At 62.8% G+C, this 18,838-nt stretch carries 14 protein-coding genes and 1 tRNA gene; 7 read left to right on the top strand and 8 right to left on the bottom strand.

The window, feature by feature from the left end; all coding sequences use genetic code 11:
* Window positions 1-16: 16 nt before the first annotated feature.
* Window positions 17-2,044 carry an excinuclease ABC subunit UvrB gene (gene uvrB, locus DFQ59_RS04720; protein WP_114278544.1) on the bottom strand — a complete coding sequence of 676 codons (2,028 nt, stop codon included), beginning with the start codon at window positions 2,042-2,044 and terminating at the stop codon, window positions 17-19.
* Window positions 2,045-2,130: 86 nt separating this feature from the next.
* Between uvrB and DFQ59_RS04715 the strand changes: the two genes are divergently transcribed.
* Complete coding sequence (locus DFQ59_RS04715; RefSeq protein WP_114278543.1) at window positions 2,131-3,318, top strand: pyridoxal phosphate-dependent aminotransferase; 1,188 nt, start codon at window positions 2,131-2,133, stop codon at window positions 3,316-3,318.
* Window positions 3,319-3,382: 64 nt separating this feature from the next.
* A tRNA-Asn gene (locus DFQ59_RS04710) sits at window positions 3,383-3,458 on the top strand.
* 220 nt (window positions 3,459-3,678) lie between these two features.
* Here the strand turns inward: DFQ59_RS04710 and DFQ59_RS04705 are convergent.
* The 5 genes from DFQ59_RS04705 to DFQ59_RS19450 form a co-directional block, all read right to left on the bottom strand.
* Entirely contained in the window at window positions 3,679-4,743 is a 1,065-nt protein-coding gene (locus tag DFQ59_RS04705) for a tyrosine-type recombinase/integrase (RefSeq protein ID WP_114278542.1), read from the bottom strand.
* A 42-nt stretch (window positions 4,744-4,785) separates the two neighbouring features.
* Entirely contained in the window at window positions 4,786-5,454 is a 669-nt protein-coding gene (locus tag DFQ59_RS04700; RefSeq protein WP_114278541.1) for an IncC plasmid conjugative DNA transfer DtrJ family protein, read from the bottom strand.
* Window positions 5,451-7,502: a type IV conjugative transfer system coupling protein TraD gene (gene traD / locus DFQ59_RS04695; RefSeq protein ID WP_245937194.1), complete on the bottom strand. Its 2,052-nt coding sequence runs from the start codon at window positions 7,500-7,502 to the stop codon at window positions 5,451-5,453. The genes DFQ59_RS04700 and traD overlap by 4 nt, the downstream gene beginning before the upstream one ends.
* The gene (gene mobH, locus DFQ59_RS04690) at window positions 7,495-9,354 is read right to left on the bottom strand and encodes a MobH family relaxase (protein WP_114278539.1); all 1,860 of its coding nucleotides are present in this window, start codon (window positions 9,352-9,354) and stop codon (window positions 7,495-7,497) included. Before mobH ends, traD begins: the two co-directional genes overlap by 8 nt.
* Window positions 9,355-9,475: 121 nt before the next feature.
* The gene (locus DFQ59_RS19450; protein ID WP_211314790.1) at window positions 9,476-10,546 is read right to left on the bottom strand and encodes a hypothetical protein; all 1,071 of its coding nucleotides are present in this window, start codon (window positions 10,544-10,546) and stop codon (window positions 9,476-9,478) included.
* Window positions 10,547-10,566: 20 nt separating this feature from the next.
* Between DFQ59_RS19450 and DFQ59_RS04680 the strand changes: the two genes are divergently transcribed.
* Window positions 10,567-11,499, top strand: coding sequence for a competence protein CoiA family protein (locus tag DFQ59_RS04680; RefSeq protein WP_170142035.1), 933 nt, complete (start codon window positions 10,567-10,569; stop codon window positions 11,497-11,499).
* A 129-nt stretch (window positions 11,500-11,628) separates the two neighbouring features.
* On the opposite strand, the gene DFQ59_RS04675 is transcribed toward DFQ59_RS04680, so the two are convergent.
* Window positions 11,629-12,798, bottom strand: coding sequence for a Fic family protein (locus DFQ59_RS04675; RefSeq protein WP_114278536.1), 1,170 nt, complete (start codon window positions 12,796-12,798; stop codon window positions 11,629-11,631).
* Window positions 12,799-13,167: 369 nt separating this feature from the next.
* On the opposite strand from DFQ59_RS04675, the gene DFQ59_RS04670 reads away from it, so the two are divergent.
* The 4 genes from DFQ59_RS04670 (at window position 13,168) to DFQ59_RS19445 (ending at window position 17,858) form a co-directional block, all read left to right on the top strand.
* The gene (locus tag DFQ59_RS04670; RefSeq protein WP_114278535.1) at window positions 13,168-13,416 is read left to right on the top strand and encodes an AbrB/MazE/SpoVT family DNA-binding domain-containing protein; all 249 of its coding nucleotides are present in this window, start codon (window positions 13,168-13,170) and stop codon (window positions 13,414-13,416) included.
* Window positions 13,417-13,827, top strand: coding sequence for a type II toxin-antitoxin system VapC family toxin (locus tag DFQ59_RS04665; RefSeq protein ID WP_114278534.1), 411 nt, complete (start codon window positions 13,417-13,419; stop codon window positions 13,825-13,827).
* 135 nt (window positions 13,828-13,962) lie between these two features.
* Window positions 13,963-16,479 (top strand): N-6 DNA methylase, encoded by a 2,517-nt coding sequence (locus DFQ59_RS04660; RefSeq protein WP_211314789.1) that lies wholly within the window; start codon window positions 13,963-13,965, stop codon window positions 16,477-16,479.
* A 44-nt stretch (window positions 16,480-16,523) separates the two neighbouring features.
* Window positions 16,524-17,858 (top strand): restriction endonuclease subunit S, encoded by a 1,335-nt coding sequence (locus DFQ59_RS19445; protein WP_147275170.1) that lies wholly within the window; start codon window positions 16,524-16,526, stop codon window positions 17,856-17,858.
* Here the strand turns inward: DFQ59_RS19445 and istB are convergent.
* Window positions 17,831-18,493, bottom strand: a complete 663-nt coding sequence (gene istB, locus DFQ59_RS04650) for an IS21-like element helper ATPase IstB (RefSeq protein WP_114278532.1) — start codon at window positions 18,491-18,493, stop codon at window positions 17,831-17,833. The two genes, DFQ59_RS19445 and istB, sit on opposite strands and share 28 nt — an antisense overlap.
* Window positions 18,494-18,838: the final 345 nt, after the last annotated feature.

Here is an 18,838-nt window from a genome sequence, read left to right as displayed (position 1 = left end):
GTGGCGCACCGGCGCCCTACCCCGCCGCCGCCAGATCCGTGACCCCCAGGGCCTGCTCCCGGATGTGGTGGATCCGGTCCCGCAGGCGGGCGGCCTCCTCGAACTCCAGGTTGCGGGCCCGCTCGTACATCTCCTGCTCCAGGCGCTTGAGGGTGCGGGCCAGCTCCTCCGGCCCCATGCGGCCGTACTCCGCCAGCTCCTCGGCCACCCGGGCGTACTCCCGCGGGGTGCCCACGCTGCCCGCGTGCACCTCCTCGATGATGTCCCGCACCGCCTTGCGGATGGTCTGGGGGGTGATGCCGTGGGCCTCGTTGTGGGCCACCTGCCGGGCGCGGCGGCGCTCGGTCTCGTCGATGGCCCGGCGCATGGAGCCGGTGATCCGGTCGGCGTAGAGAATGGCCTTGCCGTGCAGGTTGCGGGCCGCGCGGCCGATGGTCTGGATCAGCGACCGGTCCGAGCGCAGGAACCCCTCCTTGTCCGCATCGAGGATCGCCACCAGCGACACCTCGGGCATGTCCAGCCCCTCCCGCAGGAGGTTGATGCCCACCAGCACGTCGAACTTGCCCAGCCGCAGGTCGCGGATGATCTCCACCCGCTCCACCGTGTCGATGTCCGAGTGGAGGTAGCGCACCCGGATGTCGTGCTCGCCCAGGTAGTCGGTGAGGTCCTCGGCCATGCGCTTGGTCAGCGTGGTCACCAGCACCCGCTCGTCGGCGGCCACCCGCAGGCCGATCTCGGAGAGCAGGTCGTCCACCTGGGTGGTGGCGGGCCGCACCTCCACTTCCGGGTCCACCAGGCCCGTGGGCCGCACCACCTGCTCCACCACCTGGCCGGCATGGGCCTCCTCGTAGGGGCCGGGGGTGGCGGAAACAAAGATGGTCTGGGGCGCCAGGCGCTCGAACTCCTCGAACCGCAATGGCCGGTTGTCGAGCGCCGAGGGCAGCCGGAAGCCGTACTCCACCAGGTTCTCCTTGCGCGCCCGGTCGCCCCGGTACATGCCCCCGAGCTGGGGTATGGTCACGTGGGACTCGTCGATCACCAGCAGGGCCGCGTCGGGCAGGTAGTCGAACAGGCACGGCGGCGGGTCGCCGGGGTTGCGCCCGGTGAGATGGCGGGAGTAGTTCTCGATGCCGTTGCAGTAGCCCAGCTCCTGCATCATCTCCAGGTCGAAGCGGGTGCGCTGCTCCAGCCGCTGGGCCTCCACCAGCTTGCCGGCCTGGCGCAGCTGCTCGAGCCGCTCCGCCAGCTCCGCCTTGATGGCGTCGATGGCGTCGAGCACCGTCTGGCGGGTGGTGACATAGTGGGACTTGGGGTAGATGGTCAGCCGCTGCACCCGGCGCAGCACCTCGCCGGTGAGGGGGTCGAAGAAGCTCAGGCTCTCCACCTCGTCGTCGAACAGCTCGACGCGCACCGCCTCGGACTCCGACTCGGCCGGGTACACGTCGATCACATCCCCCCGCACCCGGTAGTTGGCCCGCCCCAGCTCCAGGTCGTTGCGGGTGTACTGCAGCTCCGCCAGCCGCCGCAGGATGTGGCGCTGATCCACCTGGTCCCCGGTCTTCAGGTGCAGCACCATGCCATGGTAGGCCGCCGGGTCGCCCAGGCCGTAGATGGCCGAGACGGTGGCGACGATTATGGTGTCTTCCCGCTCCAGCAGGGCCCGGGTGGCGGAGAGGCGCATCTGCTCGATCTGCTCGTTGATGGAGGCGTCCTTCTCGATATAGGTGTCGCTGGCGGGGACGTAGGCCTCGGGCTGGTAGTAGTCGTAGTAGGAGACGAAGTACTCCACCGCGTTGCGCGGGAAGAACTCCCGCATCTCCGCGTAGAGCTGGGCGGCCAGGGTCTTGTTGGGCGCCATGACCAGGGTGGGGCGCTGCAGCTGCTGGATGACGTTGGCGATGGTGAAGGTCTTGCCCGAGCCGGTCACGCCCAGCAGGGTCTGGTAGGCCAGCCCCTCCTCCAGCCCCTCCGCCAGGCGGACGATCGCCTCCGGCTGGTCGCCGGCGGGCCTGTAGTCGGAGGCGAGCTCGAACTTCTGTTCCATGGGGATTTTTCTGCCCTCTTGCATCCAGTATGATTGATTGTCTTGAAAAACCTGTTCGCGGATACCCCATTTCAAGGAGTCCCCACTTGGACGTGCAACTGTCGACCCGAGTTCAATCCATCAAGCCCTCCCCCACCCTGAGCATCACGGCCCGGGCCGCCGAGCTGCGCGCCGCGGGGAAGGACATCATCGGCCTGGGCGCCGGTGAGCCGGATTTCGACACCCCCGAGCACATCAAGGAGGCGGCCATCAAGGCCATCCGCGACGGCTTCACCAAGTATACCGCGGTGGACGGCACCGCCGGCCTCAAGCAGGCCGTCATCGCCAAGTTCGAGCGCGACAACGGCCTGAACTACGCGCCGAACCAGATCCTGGTCTCCAGCGGCGGCAAGCAGAGCTTCTACAACATGGCCCAGGCGCTGCTGAATCCCGGCGACCAGGCGATCATCCCCGCCCCTTACTGGGTCTCCTACCCGGACATGGTGCTGCTGGCCGGCGCCGAGCCCGTCATCATCCCGGCCGGTCTGGAGCAGGGCTTCAAGATCACCCCGGCGCAGCTGGAGGCGGCCATCACCCCCGCCACCCGCCTGTTCGTCATCAACAGCCCCTCCAACCCCACCGGCGCGGCCTACAGCCGCGGGGAGATGGCGGCGCTGGGCGAGGTGCTGCTGCGCCACCCCCAGGTACTGGTGGCCACCGACGACATGTACGAGCACATTCTCTGGACCGGCGCGCCGTTCGTGAACATTCTCAACGCCTGCCCCGAGCTCTACGACCGCACCATCGTCCTCAACGGCGTCTCCAAGGCCTACTCCATGACCGGCTGGCGCATCGGCTACGCCGGCGGGCCGGCCAAGCTGATCGGGGCGATGAAGAAGATCCAGTCCCAGAGCACCTCCAACCCCGCCTCCATCTCCCAGGCGGCGGCCCAGGCGGCGCTCGAGGGCGACCAGTCCTGCGTGGGCGTGATGGTCAAGGCCTTCAAGGAGCGGCACGATTTCGTGGTGGAGACCCTCAACGCCATCCCGGGCGTGCGCTGCCGCCCCTCCGACGGCACCTTCTACGCTTTCCCCAACGTGGAGGGGGTCATCGAGGGCCTGGACGGGGTGGAAGACGACCTGGAACTGGCCGAGCGGCTCATCACCGACGCCGGGGTCGCGATGGTGCCGGGAACGGCCTTCGGCGCCCCGGGCTGCATCCGCCTCTCCTTCGCCACCAGCATGGAGAAGCTGGACGCGGCGTTGGGCCGATTCCGGGACTTCGCGGCCCGCTGACGGCCGGCCTTCGGAGAGGTTGATCTCGGCGCGGAGTCTGATAATATACGCGGCCTCGACCGATTCCCCCGTAGATCAGTCGGTAGATCAGCGGACTGTTAATCCGTGTGTCGTTGGTTCGAGTCCAACCGGGGGAGCCAAATCCAAATCAGGTCCTGATCCAGGACCTCAGCACACAGCAGACACCCAAGATTGCCGGAGGTTGCGTCCACAACCTCCGGCTTCTTTTTTTGTAGGCGTCACTGCGCGCTTCGCGGTTTTCCGAGACAAGCAGACACCCGCTTACGTCACAAAAACAGCTACCATACCGCAGGTAATACTACAATCCCGGTATCCGCAATGCCAACAGGTGATTCCGTATCAGACTCCTGGAAGGTGGGATACCAAAGAGCGCATGCGGTCCACGTCGGGATGCACATATCCCATGGTGGTGCTGATGTTGGTATGGCCCAGCAGTTCCTGGAGGGTGCGGATGTCTCCCTGTGCAGCGAGCAGGGTCGCCATCGTATGGCGCAGCCGATGGGGCGTAATCCTCTCTCCCAACTCCTTCGACAGGCGATGGAAGAATCCACCCACCTGGTCCACCCGCATCCGTCGCCCCTTGTACTTGGGATAGAACAGGGTGACGTTGTAGATCTGATGGGCGGGTGAAGGCTTTCCCCCAATGCGTGCCTCGGTCCGCTCGTACAGCGTCATCAGATCTTCCAGCACTTCCGGTGCAAGCGGCACCATCCATTCGCGGTGTGTCTTGCAGGTCTCGGCGCGAATGCGCCAGACCCCGTTGACCATGTCAAAATCACCCCAGCGCAGTTCGACGATCTGCCGGCGGCGGACGCCGGTGTAGTAGAAGGCCCGGATCACCATCGCCCAGAACCAAGCCGGGCGTAACTTGCCCTCCTCCGGTTCAGCATCGGCTTGCGTGTTCAGCAGTTTCAGGGCCCGAATGAGGAGTTCCGAATCCACGGTCTTCTTGAGCCGGTGACCCGTGCGTGCCGGTGGAACCTCCTTGAACGGATTGGATGATGTCCAACCGCGATCGATCGCATAGTTCATGAGTGCCCGGAGATGGCGCCGGTACTTGTTCCAAGTCTCCGGGCGTGCACGTGCCAGAATGGCATTCCGCCACCCCAACACCACATCGCGCTCGATACCATTCAGCTCATAGATGCCGGTTTCCTTGACCCAGCGGCGTACCGCCTCTCGATAGGTGGTGACGGTTGCCGGCCTCAAGAGCCGATCTTCCAGGTAGACGTCGACGAGATCTTCAAGCGTGGTTTCCTTACGCTTCACTGCACACTTCCCCATGTAACGCTCCTTGTTGTTGTCGTCCGTGGACGCTTTTTGTGAGGAACCGCACAGTTTAGCGACATCCAGTAGAGCCTCCAGCGAGGATGGAAGGCCATTTTGACGTGGATCACCTTTCATCGGCGCCACCCCAGATCATCAGCAGAAGAGGGACCGAGAGCATCAGAGGTACTTCTTGAACCAGGCAGTGGCCACCCGGATCCCCAGGCCGAACAGCACCACGAAAGGCGGTATCTGCCAGCGGGGATCGAGCGCCACAGGTGGGACCAGGTAGCAGGCCCAGAGCAGGAACACGGCGCCCCAGAGGGCGAACTTGGCGCGGTGGTAAATGAAGCCGGATTCCCGTCCGCCACCGGTGCGACGCAGATACCAACCAATCAGCCCGTCCAGGAACCCGCCGAGGCCCGCCACGGCGAAGAGCGGCAGCGAGACGGCCAGCACCCCGAGCCGGAGCCCCAGCAGCTGCACGCTGTAGTAGGCCGTCTCGAAGAACATCCAGGTGCCCAGCACGAACCGGCGCCCCGCCTCGTTGGCCCCCTCCATCGGCGTCGGGTCCGCGGCCCGGCGCACCAGGTAGTCCAGGCCCGTCCAGACGAAGAGCACCTGGTAGGTGCCGGAGGCCACCGAGGCGATGACCTCGGCTGCGGGTCCCTCCACAAGGTCGGAAACCGTAGACCACTCGGCTGCCACCGCCGCCCGCAGAGGTGCTGTGCCGCGAGGCGCCTCCGGCCAGGGCCAGGCGACGTAGACCAAGTGCACCACCAGGGTCAGCACCATGAGCAGTCCGGTGAGGAGTGGCAGACGCCACCAGCCGGCGCGGCGGTCGTTCATGGCAAAGGCTCCACCGGGAGTTCCTCCATCCCGTTCCGGGCGCGCACCCAGGCGGCAATCGCCTCCATGTCCTTCGGCAGGAAGGGATCAGCCCCTGCCAGGGGGAGACGCAGCTTGTAGAGCCGCCCGCCCTCGATGAGGGCGAAGGCCTGCCCCTTGGGCAGGCTGACCAGGTCCGCGGGGGTCAGCATCTCCATCTCGGTCTCGGCCAGCCGGTCGGCGTTCTGGGAGACGAAGTCCACCGGGCTGTCGGGATCGTTGTTGTCGGTGGTGCGGGACTCCGCCACCTTGGTGAAGACCCGCACCATGGGCAGCTGGTCGGTGAGCAGCCGCGCGGTCTCCTCGTTGCGCACCCTCAGCATGACCAGGTTGTTGAAGTTGCCGAAGACCTGGCCCGCCTTGGCACGGTCCCCGATGCCGGCCTCCACGTCGGAGGCCGTCTGGGTGTAGGCGGTCACCTGGATGCCGGCGCCGCCGGCCTTGTTGACCATGGGGATGAACTCGTCACCGACGATCTCGTTGAACTCGTCCAGGTGCAGGTTGATGGTGGGCCGGCGCCCCGGGTCGCCGGGCAGGCCGTAGGCGTGGCCGTGCTTGTAGAGCCGCCCGGCGATGGAGGTGAGGTCCGCCAGCATGGCGTTGCCCACCGCGTGGGCCACCTCCACGTCGGAGAGGGCGTCCAGCCCCACGTAGACGATGCCACCCTCGCGGATGACCTTGTTCCAGTCGAGGATCGGCCGCTGCTCCTCGAGGTCGTCGTAGTCGGGCGCGATGAGCTCCCCCACCCGGCCGGAGGTGAGCTTCTCGATGAGAGGCAGGAGGCTCGCGGTCAGCTTGTCGAAGTAGGTTTTGTCGTACTCGAAGGTGCTCTTCAAGCCGTCGCAGACCGGGTCGTAGAGGTTGCGCTCCTTGTAGAAGGCCACCAGGGCGGCCGCATAGCGGTCGCGGCTCTTCAGCGCCGGCGGAAGGCGCTTGGGGAAGTTCTCGTCAGCCACCAGGCGGTCCACCGTCGGGCGCCAGTCCTCGGGGCCCTGGCGGTCCAGCCAGAGGGTGAAGTAATCCACCAGCAGCGGCTCGATGTGGGTGACGTAGCGTCCCAGGGTCTTCAGATCCGGCTTGCGCCCCAGCCCCACCACCGCCTGGGCCACCACGTTGGAGAAGCGCCAGGCGAACTCCTTGAATGCCGCCGAGTTGCCCTCGCTCGGTAGCGGCGCCGTGGTGCGGGTGGCCACCTCGGTGATGCGGGCGAACTCCCCGATGGGGTTGTAGCGCTCGCTGAGCTCGGCGAAGCCCAGGTGGAAGATGTGGAACCGCTCCAGCTTGCCGGCCCGCAGCGCCTCAGCGTACATCCGCCGCAGCAGGTCCAGGTCCCCCTTCGGGTCCATCATGATGACCACCTCGCCCCGCCGGATGTCCTGGCTCACCACCAGCTCGGCGAAGCGGGTCTTGCCCACCCGGGTGGTGCCGAGCACCAAGGTATGACCGGGCCGCTCCCCCAGGGGGAGCCAGACGTCCTCCTCGTCCTCGAGGCCAACACCGTGCAGGGCCGGGTCCCCGCCCACTGGTGGCAGGGGCCGGAGGGGATTCATTCGGGAGTCCAGGGCGGTGAGGCGGGCGAAGCCCCGGAGCCAGCGTCGCCGCTCCGCCGCTGCCTCGAGGGCGCGGGCCCACCGGTAGAGGGGACCGGGCTCGAGATACCGGCGGGCCTCCGGGTTGCGCACCTCCACCAGTCGCTGGCTGTGGCGCTGGTCCCAGCGGAAACCGCGGCCGAGGAATAGCCGGCTGGGAGAACAGGGAATCCGGCCGCCATCCAGCACGTAGCGCGGCAGCCGCCTCAGCTGCCGGCGGTAGGCTACCAGGCGCACCCCCTGTACACCCCGCCAGAGCCCCGTCACCACAAAGACGCCAGCCACCCCAGTAGCCACCCCCGGCATGAGGGGCGCGATGATTCCCGGCTGCCAGGCCAGGATCAGCCCCAGCCCCGTCAGGGTGGTGGCCGGCACGAACTCCACCACCGGGCGCAGCCGGTTGTCGAAGGGCCTACCCACCCTGGCCATCCTCCGGCATGACGAGGGAGACCACCGGATTGGGCGGTGGCAGCCGGACGCCGAGCACCCGCTCGGGGTCGGGAATCAGGATGGCTCTAATAAGGGAGCGTTTGCGCTCCTTCTCCACCCGGCAGGTCCAGATGTTAGTCCCGTCCGGCAGCTTGCGGTGATGCTTGAGCTTCTGGAGCCGTTTCTGGGCGCGGTCCCAGTGGACCGGGTCGAAGTCGCGGAAGATGCCAGGGGAGACCAGCGCCAGCCCCTCGGGCAGCACGTGGAGGCGGGCCTTCGGGGTGTTGATCTCCACCCTTCCAGAGGCGATGGCCTCCCGGAGCCAAGCCAGGAACCGCTGGCCGACATCGTTTGTATCGAAGGTTGGCGAGGGAGGCGCGGCCTGCCTGGCTGGTTGTGACGTCGTCTGTCCGCCCCGAGGAGCCTCTGCGGATGCGGCAGCTGGGCTGCGGGTCTCCTCGCGTAGGGGGGAGTCCACCCCCTCCGGGGGCTGGTCGAAGGGCAGCGGGAGGTCCTCAATGGGATCGGGATCCAGCCCAGAGAAGACCGGATCCACGGAAGCGTCGCCCACCGGCTCGGTCAGGCCCGCGCCCGGACTGCCTGACGCCACGTCTGGCGATTGTGCCCCGGGGTCAGGCTCCCCTGCCCCATCGCTCTCATTTGCACCGGACCCGGCCTGCTCCGATGATGCAACCCCGCCCTCATCAAGGGGGATGACCATGCCGTCCAGAGGGGCGGGCCGCCGGTCGGCATCGGGCCACAGGCGATCAGCCTCGAAGCGAAGACAGGTCAGCCGCTGACTCCAGTCGCCAACGCGGACCTCGCAGGTCCAGACCGCCCGGTCGCCGTTCGGCACCAGCAGCCCATGCTGCTGCAGTTCGTCCATCAAGCGGTCGTTGCGAGAGGGCACGCCCGGCTGCCCCTCCCGGAGCATCTGCTCCCGCAAGGCGTCCAGCACCCGTTTGGACACCAGCCACAGTGTGTCATCGGCCAGAAAGCCCGCGGCACCGGGACGGTTGAGGGATAGCGCCTCCTCGGCCAGAAGATGGCGCAATGCGGTCAGCAACCGCTCGGCCAACGGCCGGGCCCGGGCCGTCGGCATCCGCGTGCCCATCCCGCCGGAGAGGTCCCGTGCCACAGAAAGACCATCAGCCTTTAAGACGAGCACCCCGAGTGGGCCCGCCTCCTCGTACTCCCCCTGGATGGCCGCGAGCCAGGCATCCATCACCTCTGGCTCTGAAGTCAGCCAGTTGAGCCCTTCCACGGGCACCACATGCCGTGCCAGGAGCGGTGCGATACGCCCATGGCGCCGGTAGACGCGACCGCGGTTGAATTCGACACGATAGCTGAACCCTGGGGGCATGGGACCCGCAAGAGGCGCCCAGAGCCCCTGAGCCCGCCCCGCAGCGTCGAACAGGGCCACCCGCAGGTCAGACATCGGCTTGCCGATATCATGCATGAGCGCCGCCGTGACGCAGGCGTAGGTCCACACGTCCTGCAGTCGGGCCAACTCTTCGGCAGGTGCTCCGGAGGGCAGCAACGAGCTGCGGCGCAGCCTCAGCACCTCATGAGCCACCTCGAGGCCATGCCGGAGAAGGCCACCTGGTCCGGCATGGTGGTGTGCCTCGGAAGCAGGGAGCTGCTGGACCCAGGCGGCGAAAGACTCCACGAGAGGGCGATAGAGCGTGTCCCAGTGGGTATCCGGGACGCCGACGAGCGAGCGGATGGCTTCCGATAGCGTCCTCAGGGGCGCCAGGAGAGAGTCGGCATTGAGCACGACCAGCCACTCGCCCGTGGAGCGTGTCTTACGAAGAGGGGATTGCTGGAAGAGCCGCGCCAACATGGGCCTCGACTCTAGAGAGGGATGGTCGGCTGGGCTGACGAAATCCTTCCGTGATGGCGACAGGATTTAGGGCCACTAACTGCGTTCTATCTCACAGGATATTCTGCACCGCGGACTGCACTTAGAACCGAAATGCCTTGCCTTTTCGGGTCACATGATCAAACGAAAACACATGTTCTTTCGGGGCGTGCTCGCAGCGGCCCACGATCCGCCCCCAAAACTCGAGGCCCCCGGATCGCGTTGAGACAGCCCCGCCGCACAACGGGCAGGTGGCCGTATACCGAACTGCCTTAATGGCCTTCTGGGGATGGCGGGGAGGATACTGCAATTCTAGCAACCTATCATCGTTGATCGACTGCATCCACCAAGGCGCTAGGACAATTCGGGCACTGGCGACATTTAGAATCGGACCAATCGTGATATGGGTTACCCAGTACGTCCCCCCCAGAATGATCAGCGACCTCAGCACCACAGACATTTCCAGAGTCGCCATGTTGATAGAGAAACCCATCAGGAACACTGCGGCAGACAAGACGAGGAATAGAACAGGAATGCCTACCAAAGTAAGCATGACCCACTTGCGCCAGCCGGTCATCTCGTAGCCCTTCACAAACAGGCGAGCTGACAGACCAGCATCCTCGATGTCCTCACATATGTATCTTATTGATCTGTCATGGAATGGTGCAGATACATCAACTCCGGCCCAGGATTCAGGCTCTGAAACAGAGTCAATCGGCATCCAGTGGATCCGATAGCGAGAGGGCCGCCCAGAACCGCCACCCTCTGCCTTGTCTAGATGTGGAGCAAAGCCAAATCCACAATCCCCAAAGTGCTGAATTATCCCTTCTTTCTTGACTTCCCAAGTTGCCAGCAACTTGTTCCAGTACCGTCGGACGTCATCGGACATACGGTCCGTGTCATTATCACTAGACCACGCCCTACCCCGTAGCTGGGCGACGCTATGAACTATCTCTGGAGAGGTAAAGCCTTCCTCCGCATCTCCTGGGTTCTCCAATGACAGCCGGCAAATGGCCCGAAGCAGCACCACATCGAGGCGATCGTGCTCACGCCAACAGAGCGCTACTTCATCCATCTTTTCAAATAGTTGCGCGGCATCAAACCCCGATCGAACCCGGTTTGGAGCCTGTTCTGATGGCGCTCGCTGGGAAAAATGGCTCACCGGGTCACTCATTTCTAACGGAGGCTACTCAAATGGAAAGGCAAAGTCTGCTTCAATTGTTCGCCATCGACAAGTCTGGTCAAGTGCGCTTTGTGGACGAAGTCCCTCGAGGACACGCTTGTGAATGCTTTTGTCCGAGTTGTGGAGAGCCCGTACTTGCTCGCCAGGGTGAGGTGAGACAGTGGCACTTCGCCCATGTTTCTGGAACGGAGTGCGAGCGAGCGGCAGAAACCGCTCTCCATCTGGCGGCGAAACATCTTCTTCTGGAAGCCACTGGGATGAACGTGCCTGAAGATCGCGTCAATCAGACTATGACGCTTCCTGACGGCCGAGCCGGTACTGGAGAAGCGATACAACAGGCTGGGTGGATTGACTTCTTGCACGTCGACCTGGAGGCAACTCTGGGGCCAGTACGACCTGATGTCGTGGCCACCATAGGGGAAACAATGTTGCTGGTAGAGATTGCCGTGACACATTTTGTCGACGAGAAGAAGAGAACGCTCTTGAGCAAACTGGGTTTGCCCGCTATTGAGGTCAACCTAGCAGCCATTCAAGGTGACAAATGGGACCGGGAGTTTCTTCGGCAGGTCGTGGTCGAAGGCACTGATCACAAGACGTGGATCCATCCGCTCGACCGAAACCGACTGAACAGTGAAGCACAGAAGAAGGCACTTGAAGCGGCCTATGCGAGGCCCATCCCAGCTCCGCCAGCAGCATCCACGAAGCCGCCACGGATACGGTTCTGGGTCGGACGCCGTATGGTTGACGTGATTGAGCGACCGTTCGGTCTATCCGTGTGGTCTCCGTATGACCCTGTACTCAACGAGCGCATCAAATCCATCATACGGGCCCTTGGGGGCCGATGGCAGCCGAGATTCAAAAGTTGGCTGGTCCCAGTGGAGGCAAGATCCTATCTCCTAGATGAGTTGGGCCGCCTGTCTGGGCAGTCCCCGGAAACACACTAGAACGCGGTGTGAACAATAGAATTCCACTCTCTTGGCAGATGAAGGGATACACTGGATAGCCGTGCAGAAGGCCACCTGCCCCTACGTCAACCATTGCTTGCAGGCGGCGGGTGGCCAGTGAAACGAAAGCTAAATTCCCGGGAGCTCGGTGCCCCGATTCATGATCTCCACATACCCTGCATAGCTGAACAAGCGGTTCCGCCTCTGGGCGGTGAGCTCCCGCACGATACCGAGCCGCTCCAGGTGCGCCAGCGCCTTGTTGACCGTGGCCGCAGTGAGACCGGTCTTGTCCACCAGCCAGCCGGAGGTGGCTATCGGGTGCTCCATCAGAGCCCGATGAACCTTCAGCGTGGAGGCGGCAGCACGTCCAAGGCCGCTGATGCGGTCTCGATCCCGGCCGGACAAGTCGAGTAGCTGTTGTGCCGTCTCCACCGCCTGGGTGGCGGTCACGATAACCGCCTCGGCAAAGAAATCGAGCCAAGCCTCCCAGTTACCGGTCATCCGCACGGTGTTGAGCAGCTCGTAGTAGTACTGCCGGTGCGTCTTGAAGTAGAGGCTGAGATATAACATCGGCTCCCGCAGGACCTTCTGTTCGCATAGCAGCAAGGTGATCAGAAGGCGGCCAAGACGACCGTTACCATCAAGGAAGGGGTCGATCGTCTCGAACTGGACATGAGCCAAAGCCGCCTTCAACAGAATCGGCGTTGCCTCTGGCTCGTCGTGCAGGAACAACTCGAGCTGGCCCATACACTCCAGCACCACCTCGGGCGGGGGTGGCACAAAGGCCGCGTTGCCAGGGCGGGTTCCGCCTATCCAGTTCTGACTCCGACGGAACTCCCCTGGGGCCTGGTGACTGCCTCGCCCCTTGTTCAACAGCACACCATGGATCTCCCTGAACAACCGCAATGACAGGGGAAGTCCCTGGTCCAACAAATGCAATCCATGATTGAGTGCAGCAACGTAGTTGCTGACCTCCCGCACATCATCCAGTGGCGCACCGGGCTCCTGGTCCAGCTCGAACAGCAGGAGATCTGAAAGCGACGACTGCGTCCCCTCGATCATGGACGAAAGCACAGCTTCCTTGCGGACATACATGTAGAGAAACAGGGATGTGTCAGGCAGGAGGGTCGAGACACTGTCCAACCGCCCTAGAGCGAGTAGGGCCTGGTCGAACTTGCTGCGCAGGTCCGGCGTCCAGTCGATAGGGGGTTGTGGAGGCAAAGGCGCCGGCACAAAGGCCCGCACCTTTTCCCCCGCCACCGGGATGGTTACATAACGTCCCTGGAGCTTACGCTTCACCTGACCTGCCTCGTCCCTAAAATAGGGAGCGCCATTATTTTAACTTAATGCCTCATATTAAAATAACGTCAGCTGCAGCAAACAGCAAGAGAATTGTTCAGGCTAGAATTATCAAGGGTCGGCTGTGACACGGTGATATTCTCCCGGCCGTAGCACGGTGCAAGCCGCCGGAGCGCAATGCGAGGTTTCCGCCCGCGGGCGGATGGGAGGCCTCGCCAGCCGGCCCACTGTTCTTCTATCCCTGAGCCTGGCTCCAGCGGCAAGCAGCAGCCACCCAGTCATTGGCGAAGAATTGACCTTCGTGGTGGCGTTTACCCTCAACACATGATGTATTACGCTTGCACATGGTAATACTGAGGAGCGCGGTCCATGAGCGCCACACTGACCAGCAAGTGCCAGGTCACCATTCCCAAGAAGATTCGCGAGACCCTGGGGCTTGGTCCCGGCAGCCAGGTGGATTTCGACGTAGATGAGCAGGGCCGGATCATCATCCGCAAGTCGGGGCGAACAACGCCGCGTCGCCCGCCGGACCGGGATCGCTTCGAGCGTGCCCGAGGGCGGGCGACAGTAAAGTGGCGGACGGACGAGCTGATGCGCCTGCTGCGCGGGGATGACTGATTGCTCATCGTCGACACGAACGTGCTCATCGACGTGCTCGAGGACGATCCCGAGTGGGCGGACTGGTCGCTGCAGCGCCTACGCGAGCTGGCCAGGATCCACGAACTGGCCATCAACCCGGTCATCTACGCGGAGCTGTCGGTCGCCTTCGAATCCATCGAGGATCTGGAGAGCGTGGTGTCGGAGCTGCAGCTGAGGCTCCTGGAGATACCCCGCCCCGCCCTGTTTCTCGCGGGCAAGGCCTTCATGCGCTATCGCCGCGAGGGGGGCACGAAGACCAGCGTCTTGGCCGATTTCTTCATCGGTGCCCATGCGGCCGTGGCGGATTGTCAGATTCTGAGCCGTGACGCCCGACGCTACCGCTACCACTTCCCCACCGTGCAGGTTATCGAGCCGGACCCGCCAGCATGACCCTGGGCACTTACGGTTCCCCATGGACCGCTAGCCCCGGTGACCGAAGCCTCATCTTCAGGGAACAAATGAAATATATCATCTATTTGATTTTGACTCGAATGCCACCTCTTCCACACCGAGGGATAGAGAGTAATGGCCGAACTGACGATCCAACTGAGTGACCTCATGGCTAAGACCAAGGAACCTATCCACCAACCACCCTCGCCCTTTCCATCCAAACCCGATGCCCTGCATCAGGAAGGTCCCTGGTTGTGGATTCCACTATCCAAGAAATGGCGCGATATCACCAACAAACCCGAGGAAATCGTCCGCCAGAAATTCATTCGCACGTTAGTCGAACACTACGGCTACTCACTCGACCAGATGGAACAGGAAGTGCGCACCCAGCATGGCCACCGCAGCCCACGCGCCGACATCGTAATCTGGAAATCGCCAGATATGGTACACAAGGAACCTCCGGGGCTCGTTGTTGAATGCAAGGCCGAAACAATCGAGATTCAGGAAAAGGATTACTACCAGGCTGCATCCTACACCCTAGCCTCAGGCTGCGAGATCTTCATCGCTACCAATGCACGCCACACAGCAGTTTTCAAGCTCGTCAGTCGCACGCCGGGAGATTTTGTCGCCATCAACGAAATCCCTAAGGCCACAGACTGGGGTGACGACAAGCGCCTGAAGAAAGTCCTCGACAGTCTGCGCGCCTTCAATCGTAAGGAATTCCAAGACCTGTTGTTCGTCTGCCACAGCATCCTGCGCGACGTGCACAAGATGGACCCGGGCCGCGCTTTCGACACCATATCGAAAATACTCTTCATCAAGATGTATGTGGAGCGCTCCGGCCTGCACGGCACCTTCACCACCGAATACCTAGACCGGCGCGCCACCTCCCGCATGCCCAACGATCCACTGGTCCATGACGGCCTGTTCGAACTGACCAAGGATTACTATAAGGCTGACGATCTGTTCTCGGCCACGGACAGGCTAGACATCTCCGAAGAGACATTCCGCCGCATCGTCAAACAATTGGAACGCTTCGATCTCTCCAAGACCGGCGATGACATCAAGGGCCTTGCCTTTGAAAAATTCCTCGGAACCACCTTCCGGGGTGAATTGGGCCAGTTCTTCACCCCACGCCCCGTCGTGGACTTCATGGTCGACCTACTCGATCCCAAGGAAGGCGAGCTCATCTGCGACCCAGCCGCAGGCTCGGGCGGCTTCCTGATACGCGCCTTTGAACATGTACGCGCCCAGATCGTGGCTGACATACAGCGGCAGAAGGATGAGGAACGCGCCCGCATTGAAGCTCTGGGCCTACCCGAGGAGGAAGAAGAGCAGCGAATCGAGGAAGCCTTCGCGCGTCAGAACCAAGATCTGCTCCCAAGCGGGGACGACAACAAACCCATAGACACCCGAGTGGGCCGACTGGCCTGGCGATGCATCTACGGCACCGACGCCGAACCACGGGCCGCCCGCACCGCCAAGATGAATATGATCATGCATGGCGATGGCCATGGCGGCATCCACTATCACGACGGCCTGCTCGATATCAACGGCATCTTCAATGGTCGCTTCGATCTGGTGCTCACAAATCCGCCGTTCGGATCCAACGTCGGCAACGACCAGAAAGTGGGAGGCAGTGACGAAACCCGCGTACCCACCGACGAAATCTACATGAAACGCTGCCGCGAACGAGGCTACGGCCTAGCCTGGGAGGAAAGCCACAGCCGCCTGCTGCAAGCAGCAAAGGCCAAAACGCCCATCCTCGATCTGTTCGAGATCGGCAAGGCTAAGAACAACCGTCCCACCGAGCTGATCTTTGTCGAGCGCTGTCTGAACCTACTCAAGCCCGGCAGCCGCATGGGCATCGTTCTCCCTGATGGGAACCTCAACAACCCCTCGCTCTCCTGGCTGCGCCGTTGGGTCGAAGGCCGCGCCAAGCTAATGGCCGTGGTAAGCCTGCCGGAAGAGACCTTCCGCTCCAGCAATGCCACGGTCAAAGCGTCGCTTGTATTCCTGCGCAAATTCACCGAAGAGGACACCACGCGCTGGGAAGCAGCATGGGCACAGGCTCACACCGAACTAGATGCCAATTTCGATGCCCAACGCTTTGATGCGCATACCAGCTACGCCCCACGCGTCGTCACCGGAGACGACACCGCCGCCGAAAAGTTGCTGACCAAACTGGCCGCTCTTGGCCTGACCCGCGAACTGCCCGTCTGGACAAAGGGGGAACCACCCGCCTATCCCCGCACTTGCAAACCGACCGTGCAGGGCCGTCCCGTTTGGCAGGGTGAAGTGGCTCAAAAGAACAAAAAATTGGCCACCGAACTCAAGCGCAAAGCCAATGCCGCCCTGAAAGGGGTGGACAAACATATCGCCAGCCTCCTCTCCGAACTCAAGTCTAAATACCGCGCCATCGACGAGGCCCACACAGCTGCGCTGTGGGCACGGGTACGCGAACAGTTCGATTATCCCGTCTTTGTCGCTGCGCCCAGGGCCGTAGGAATCACCTCCACCGGTGAGACTGGCGAAGGGGTGCCCAACGATCTCCCCGAACTGCTCAAGTCCTTCAGCGACTTCGAGACTTGGCTTGAAAACGGCGCAAAGCCGGAGGAGCTGCCAAATTTTCCGGTGCCCTCCGCTGCGTGATCCGGCGGTGGAGGGAGATAGAACGCTGGTTCGAGAACGGGACTGTGGAAGTGCGGCTTAGCGGCTTTCCGCTGCTGCCGCTGAGTGAACTGCTCACTCCGAGACATGAGATAGTTCAGGCCGAAGGCACGCTAGGAGACTCGCAGCCTATCACTGTCAAGTTCTCCGGCGAGGTACTGCCACGGAAGCGTACCGAGCCATTCAAGGGGGCGATGTTTGCTGCCTATCCGGGCGACCTTGTATTTTCCAAGATCGATGCCCGCAATGGGGCCGTGGGACTAATCCCGGGCACCATTGCAAAGGCGGTGGTGACCAGCGAGTACCCGGTGTTCACCATCAATGCCGACAAACTGCGCCCGGAGTACCTTAACTACCTGTTGCGTGCCGAACATTTTAATGCCGAGCTGCAACACAAGGCGTCGGGCACCAGCGGCCGCAAACGTGTCACCCCCGACGGGTTCCTGAGTCTTGAGGTGCCCGTTCCCACGTTGGACGAACAAGACATACTCATCGACAGTTACGTCGCCGCCCTGAACCGCGCCGTGAGGATTGAGCAGGAGGCCGATGCCATCGAACGGGCGTGCTGGCAGGCGTTCGAACAGACGCTGGGCGTAGCCCCGCCTCAACCTCTCCCAGATCGGCCGGTCTTTGTGGCACGGTTCAAAGATGTAGAGCGATGGAGCCACGAGGGTATCCTGCGGTCCTCGATTGGTAATCCTGATCAACAACACTCGTGGACATTTGCTCGCCTTGGCGATCTGGTGGCCGATCTTCAGAATGGCTGGAGCCCAAAATGCCATAGCCACCCTGCTCATGAGGGCAAGTGGGGGGTTCTCAAGCTCGGCGCGGTGTCTTTTGGAACCTTCAACCCAGCCGAAAATAAGGAGCTACCTGCCAGCTTGAAACCTCGACCTGAATACGAGGTCAAGGCTGAGGACGTTTTGATCAGTCGCGCGAACGTGGCGCGCTACGTCGGCGCTTGCGCCTACGTCGAATCTACACCACCACACCTGATGCTCTGCGACAAGATTTTTCGGGTCCGCTTCCAGCCTGACAGCCAATTGCTGCCTCGCTTCTTGGCAGAAGTGATGAAGTTGCGGTCAGTGCGCGAGCACATAGAATCTCGGCTTACCGGCACATCTCCAACGATGAAAAATATCTCGAAACCTGCGCTCTTGGACATCCGTTTCCCGTTGCCTGACGTGAACACGCAGCAGCGCTTAGTAAACGAGATCTCAGCCTCAAGGGCGAGCGCATGCGACAAACGCACAGAAGCCGCCACCCTACGTCAATCCGCTTGGAACGCCTTCGAGACTGCTCTGTTCGAAGAGCCTAGACTGGGCACGCCCCCTCACCGGCCTCTGAATAAGCATGAGTGACACCAGTCACGAGCCTTCGAACTCTGCGCTACGAATCCATCTGACCCGCATGGATGGGCCCGTAGGACAGCCTCCGGCGCTGTCTTTAGGCTTATCGGAAAGCGGCGACATCCACTGACGTCAAGCGACGCAAGAAGTTGCCCCCCCTGGCGCTTGGCCTTGAGACGGTAGCTGTCGCCGCGGATGGTGAGCACGTGGCTGTGGTGCAGGAGGCGGTCGAGGATGGCGGTGGCCACCACCGGGTCGCCAAAGACTTCGCCCCACTCGCTCACGGCGCGGTTGCTGGTCACCAGCAGGCTGCCGCGCTCGTAGCGGCGGGAGACGAGCTGGAAGAACAGGTGCGCGGCCCCCGGCTCCAAGGGGAGGTAGCCGAGCTCATCGACAATCAGGAGCTTGGGCTTGGCGAAGTGGCGCAGCCGCTCCTCCAGTTCGCCCTGGGCGTGGGCTCGCACCAGCTGGGTGATGAGGGCGGTGGCGGTGGTGAACAGCACCGAGTAGCCTCCGCGCACGGCCTCGCGCCCCAAGGCGACGGCCAGATGGGTCTTGCCCACCCCGGGCGGACCGAGCAGCAGCAGGGCATCGCCGTTGGCGATCCAGCGCCCGCAGGCGAGTTCGCGCAGCTGCTGGGGGTCCACCCGGGGTGGGCTGCTGTCAGGTCGAACGCCTCCAACGCGCACAGGTTGGGGAAGCGGGCCCTTTTTGGGCAAGCCCCTTCCCGTTACACCCCCTTCTCTTCCGCTGGACCATCACCCCCTTTCCCTTCCTGCTTACCCTTTCGTCTGGGTCGACATTTTGATGTGAGTCAGCTGTCACACAACATGCGGAGGCTCCGTTCACGTGACATAGGTTATGATACGACCTATGTGACGTAGCTGAAGTGCACCGCAGACAAGGATGCGCGGTTGTCACGTAATCGGCTGTTTATGTGACGAGATATCGATGGAGGGAGCCATGTTCATCAGCTACATGCGGGTGTCAAA

The organism is Thioalbus denitrificans (genome assembly GCF_003337735.1).
Taxonomy (GTDB): domain Bacteria; phylum Pseudomonadota; class Gammaproteobacteria; order DSM-26407; family DSM-26407; genus Thioalbus; species Thioalbus denitrificans.
Note: the sequence above shows the minus strand (reverse complement) of the source record. Positions and strands in the feature narration are given on the sequence as shown.

Bases quoted from the DNA above. Each gene is read 5' to 3' on its own strand.
- DFQ59_RS04705 (WP_114278542.1), bottom strand. From the start codon at position 4,743: ATGAAAGGTGATCCACGTCAAAATGGCCTTCCATCCTCGCTGGAGGCT.
- DFQ59_RS04680 (WP_170142035.1), top strand. From the start codon at position 10,567: ATGGAAAGGCAAAGTCTGCTTCAATTGTTCGCCATCGACAAGTCTGGT.
- mobH (WP_114278539.1), bottom strand. From the start codon at position 9,354: ATGTTGGCGCGGCTCTTCCAGCAATCCCCTCTTCGTAAGACACGCTCC.
- DFQ59_RS04670 (WP_114278535.1), top strand. From the start codon at position 13,168: ATGAGCGCCACACTGACCAGCAAGTGCCAGGTCACCATTCCCAAGAAG.
- DFQ59_RS04660 (WP_211314789.1), top strand. From the start codon at position 13,963: ATGGCCGAACTGACGATCCAACTGAGTGACCTCATGGCTAAGACCAAG.
- uvrB (WP_114278544.1), bottom strand. From the start codon at position 2,044: ATGGAACAGAAGTTCGAGCTCGCCTCCGACTACAGGCCCGCCGGCGAC.
- DFQ59_RS04700 (WP_114278541.1), bottom strand. From the start codon at position 5,454: ATGAACGACCGCCGCGCCGGCTGGTGGCGTCTGCCACTCCTCACCGGA.
- DFQ59_RS19450 (WP_211314790.1), bottom strand. From the start codon at position 10,546: ATGAGTGACCCGGTGAGCCATTTTTCCCAGCGAGCGCCATCAGAACAG.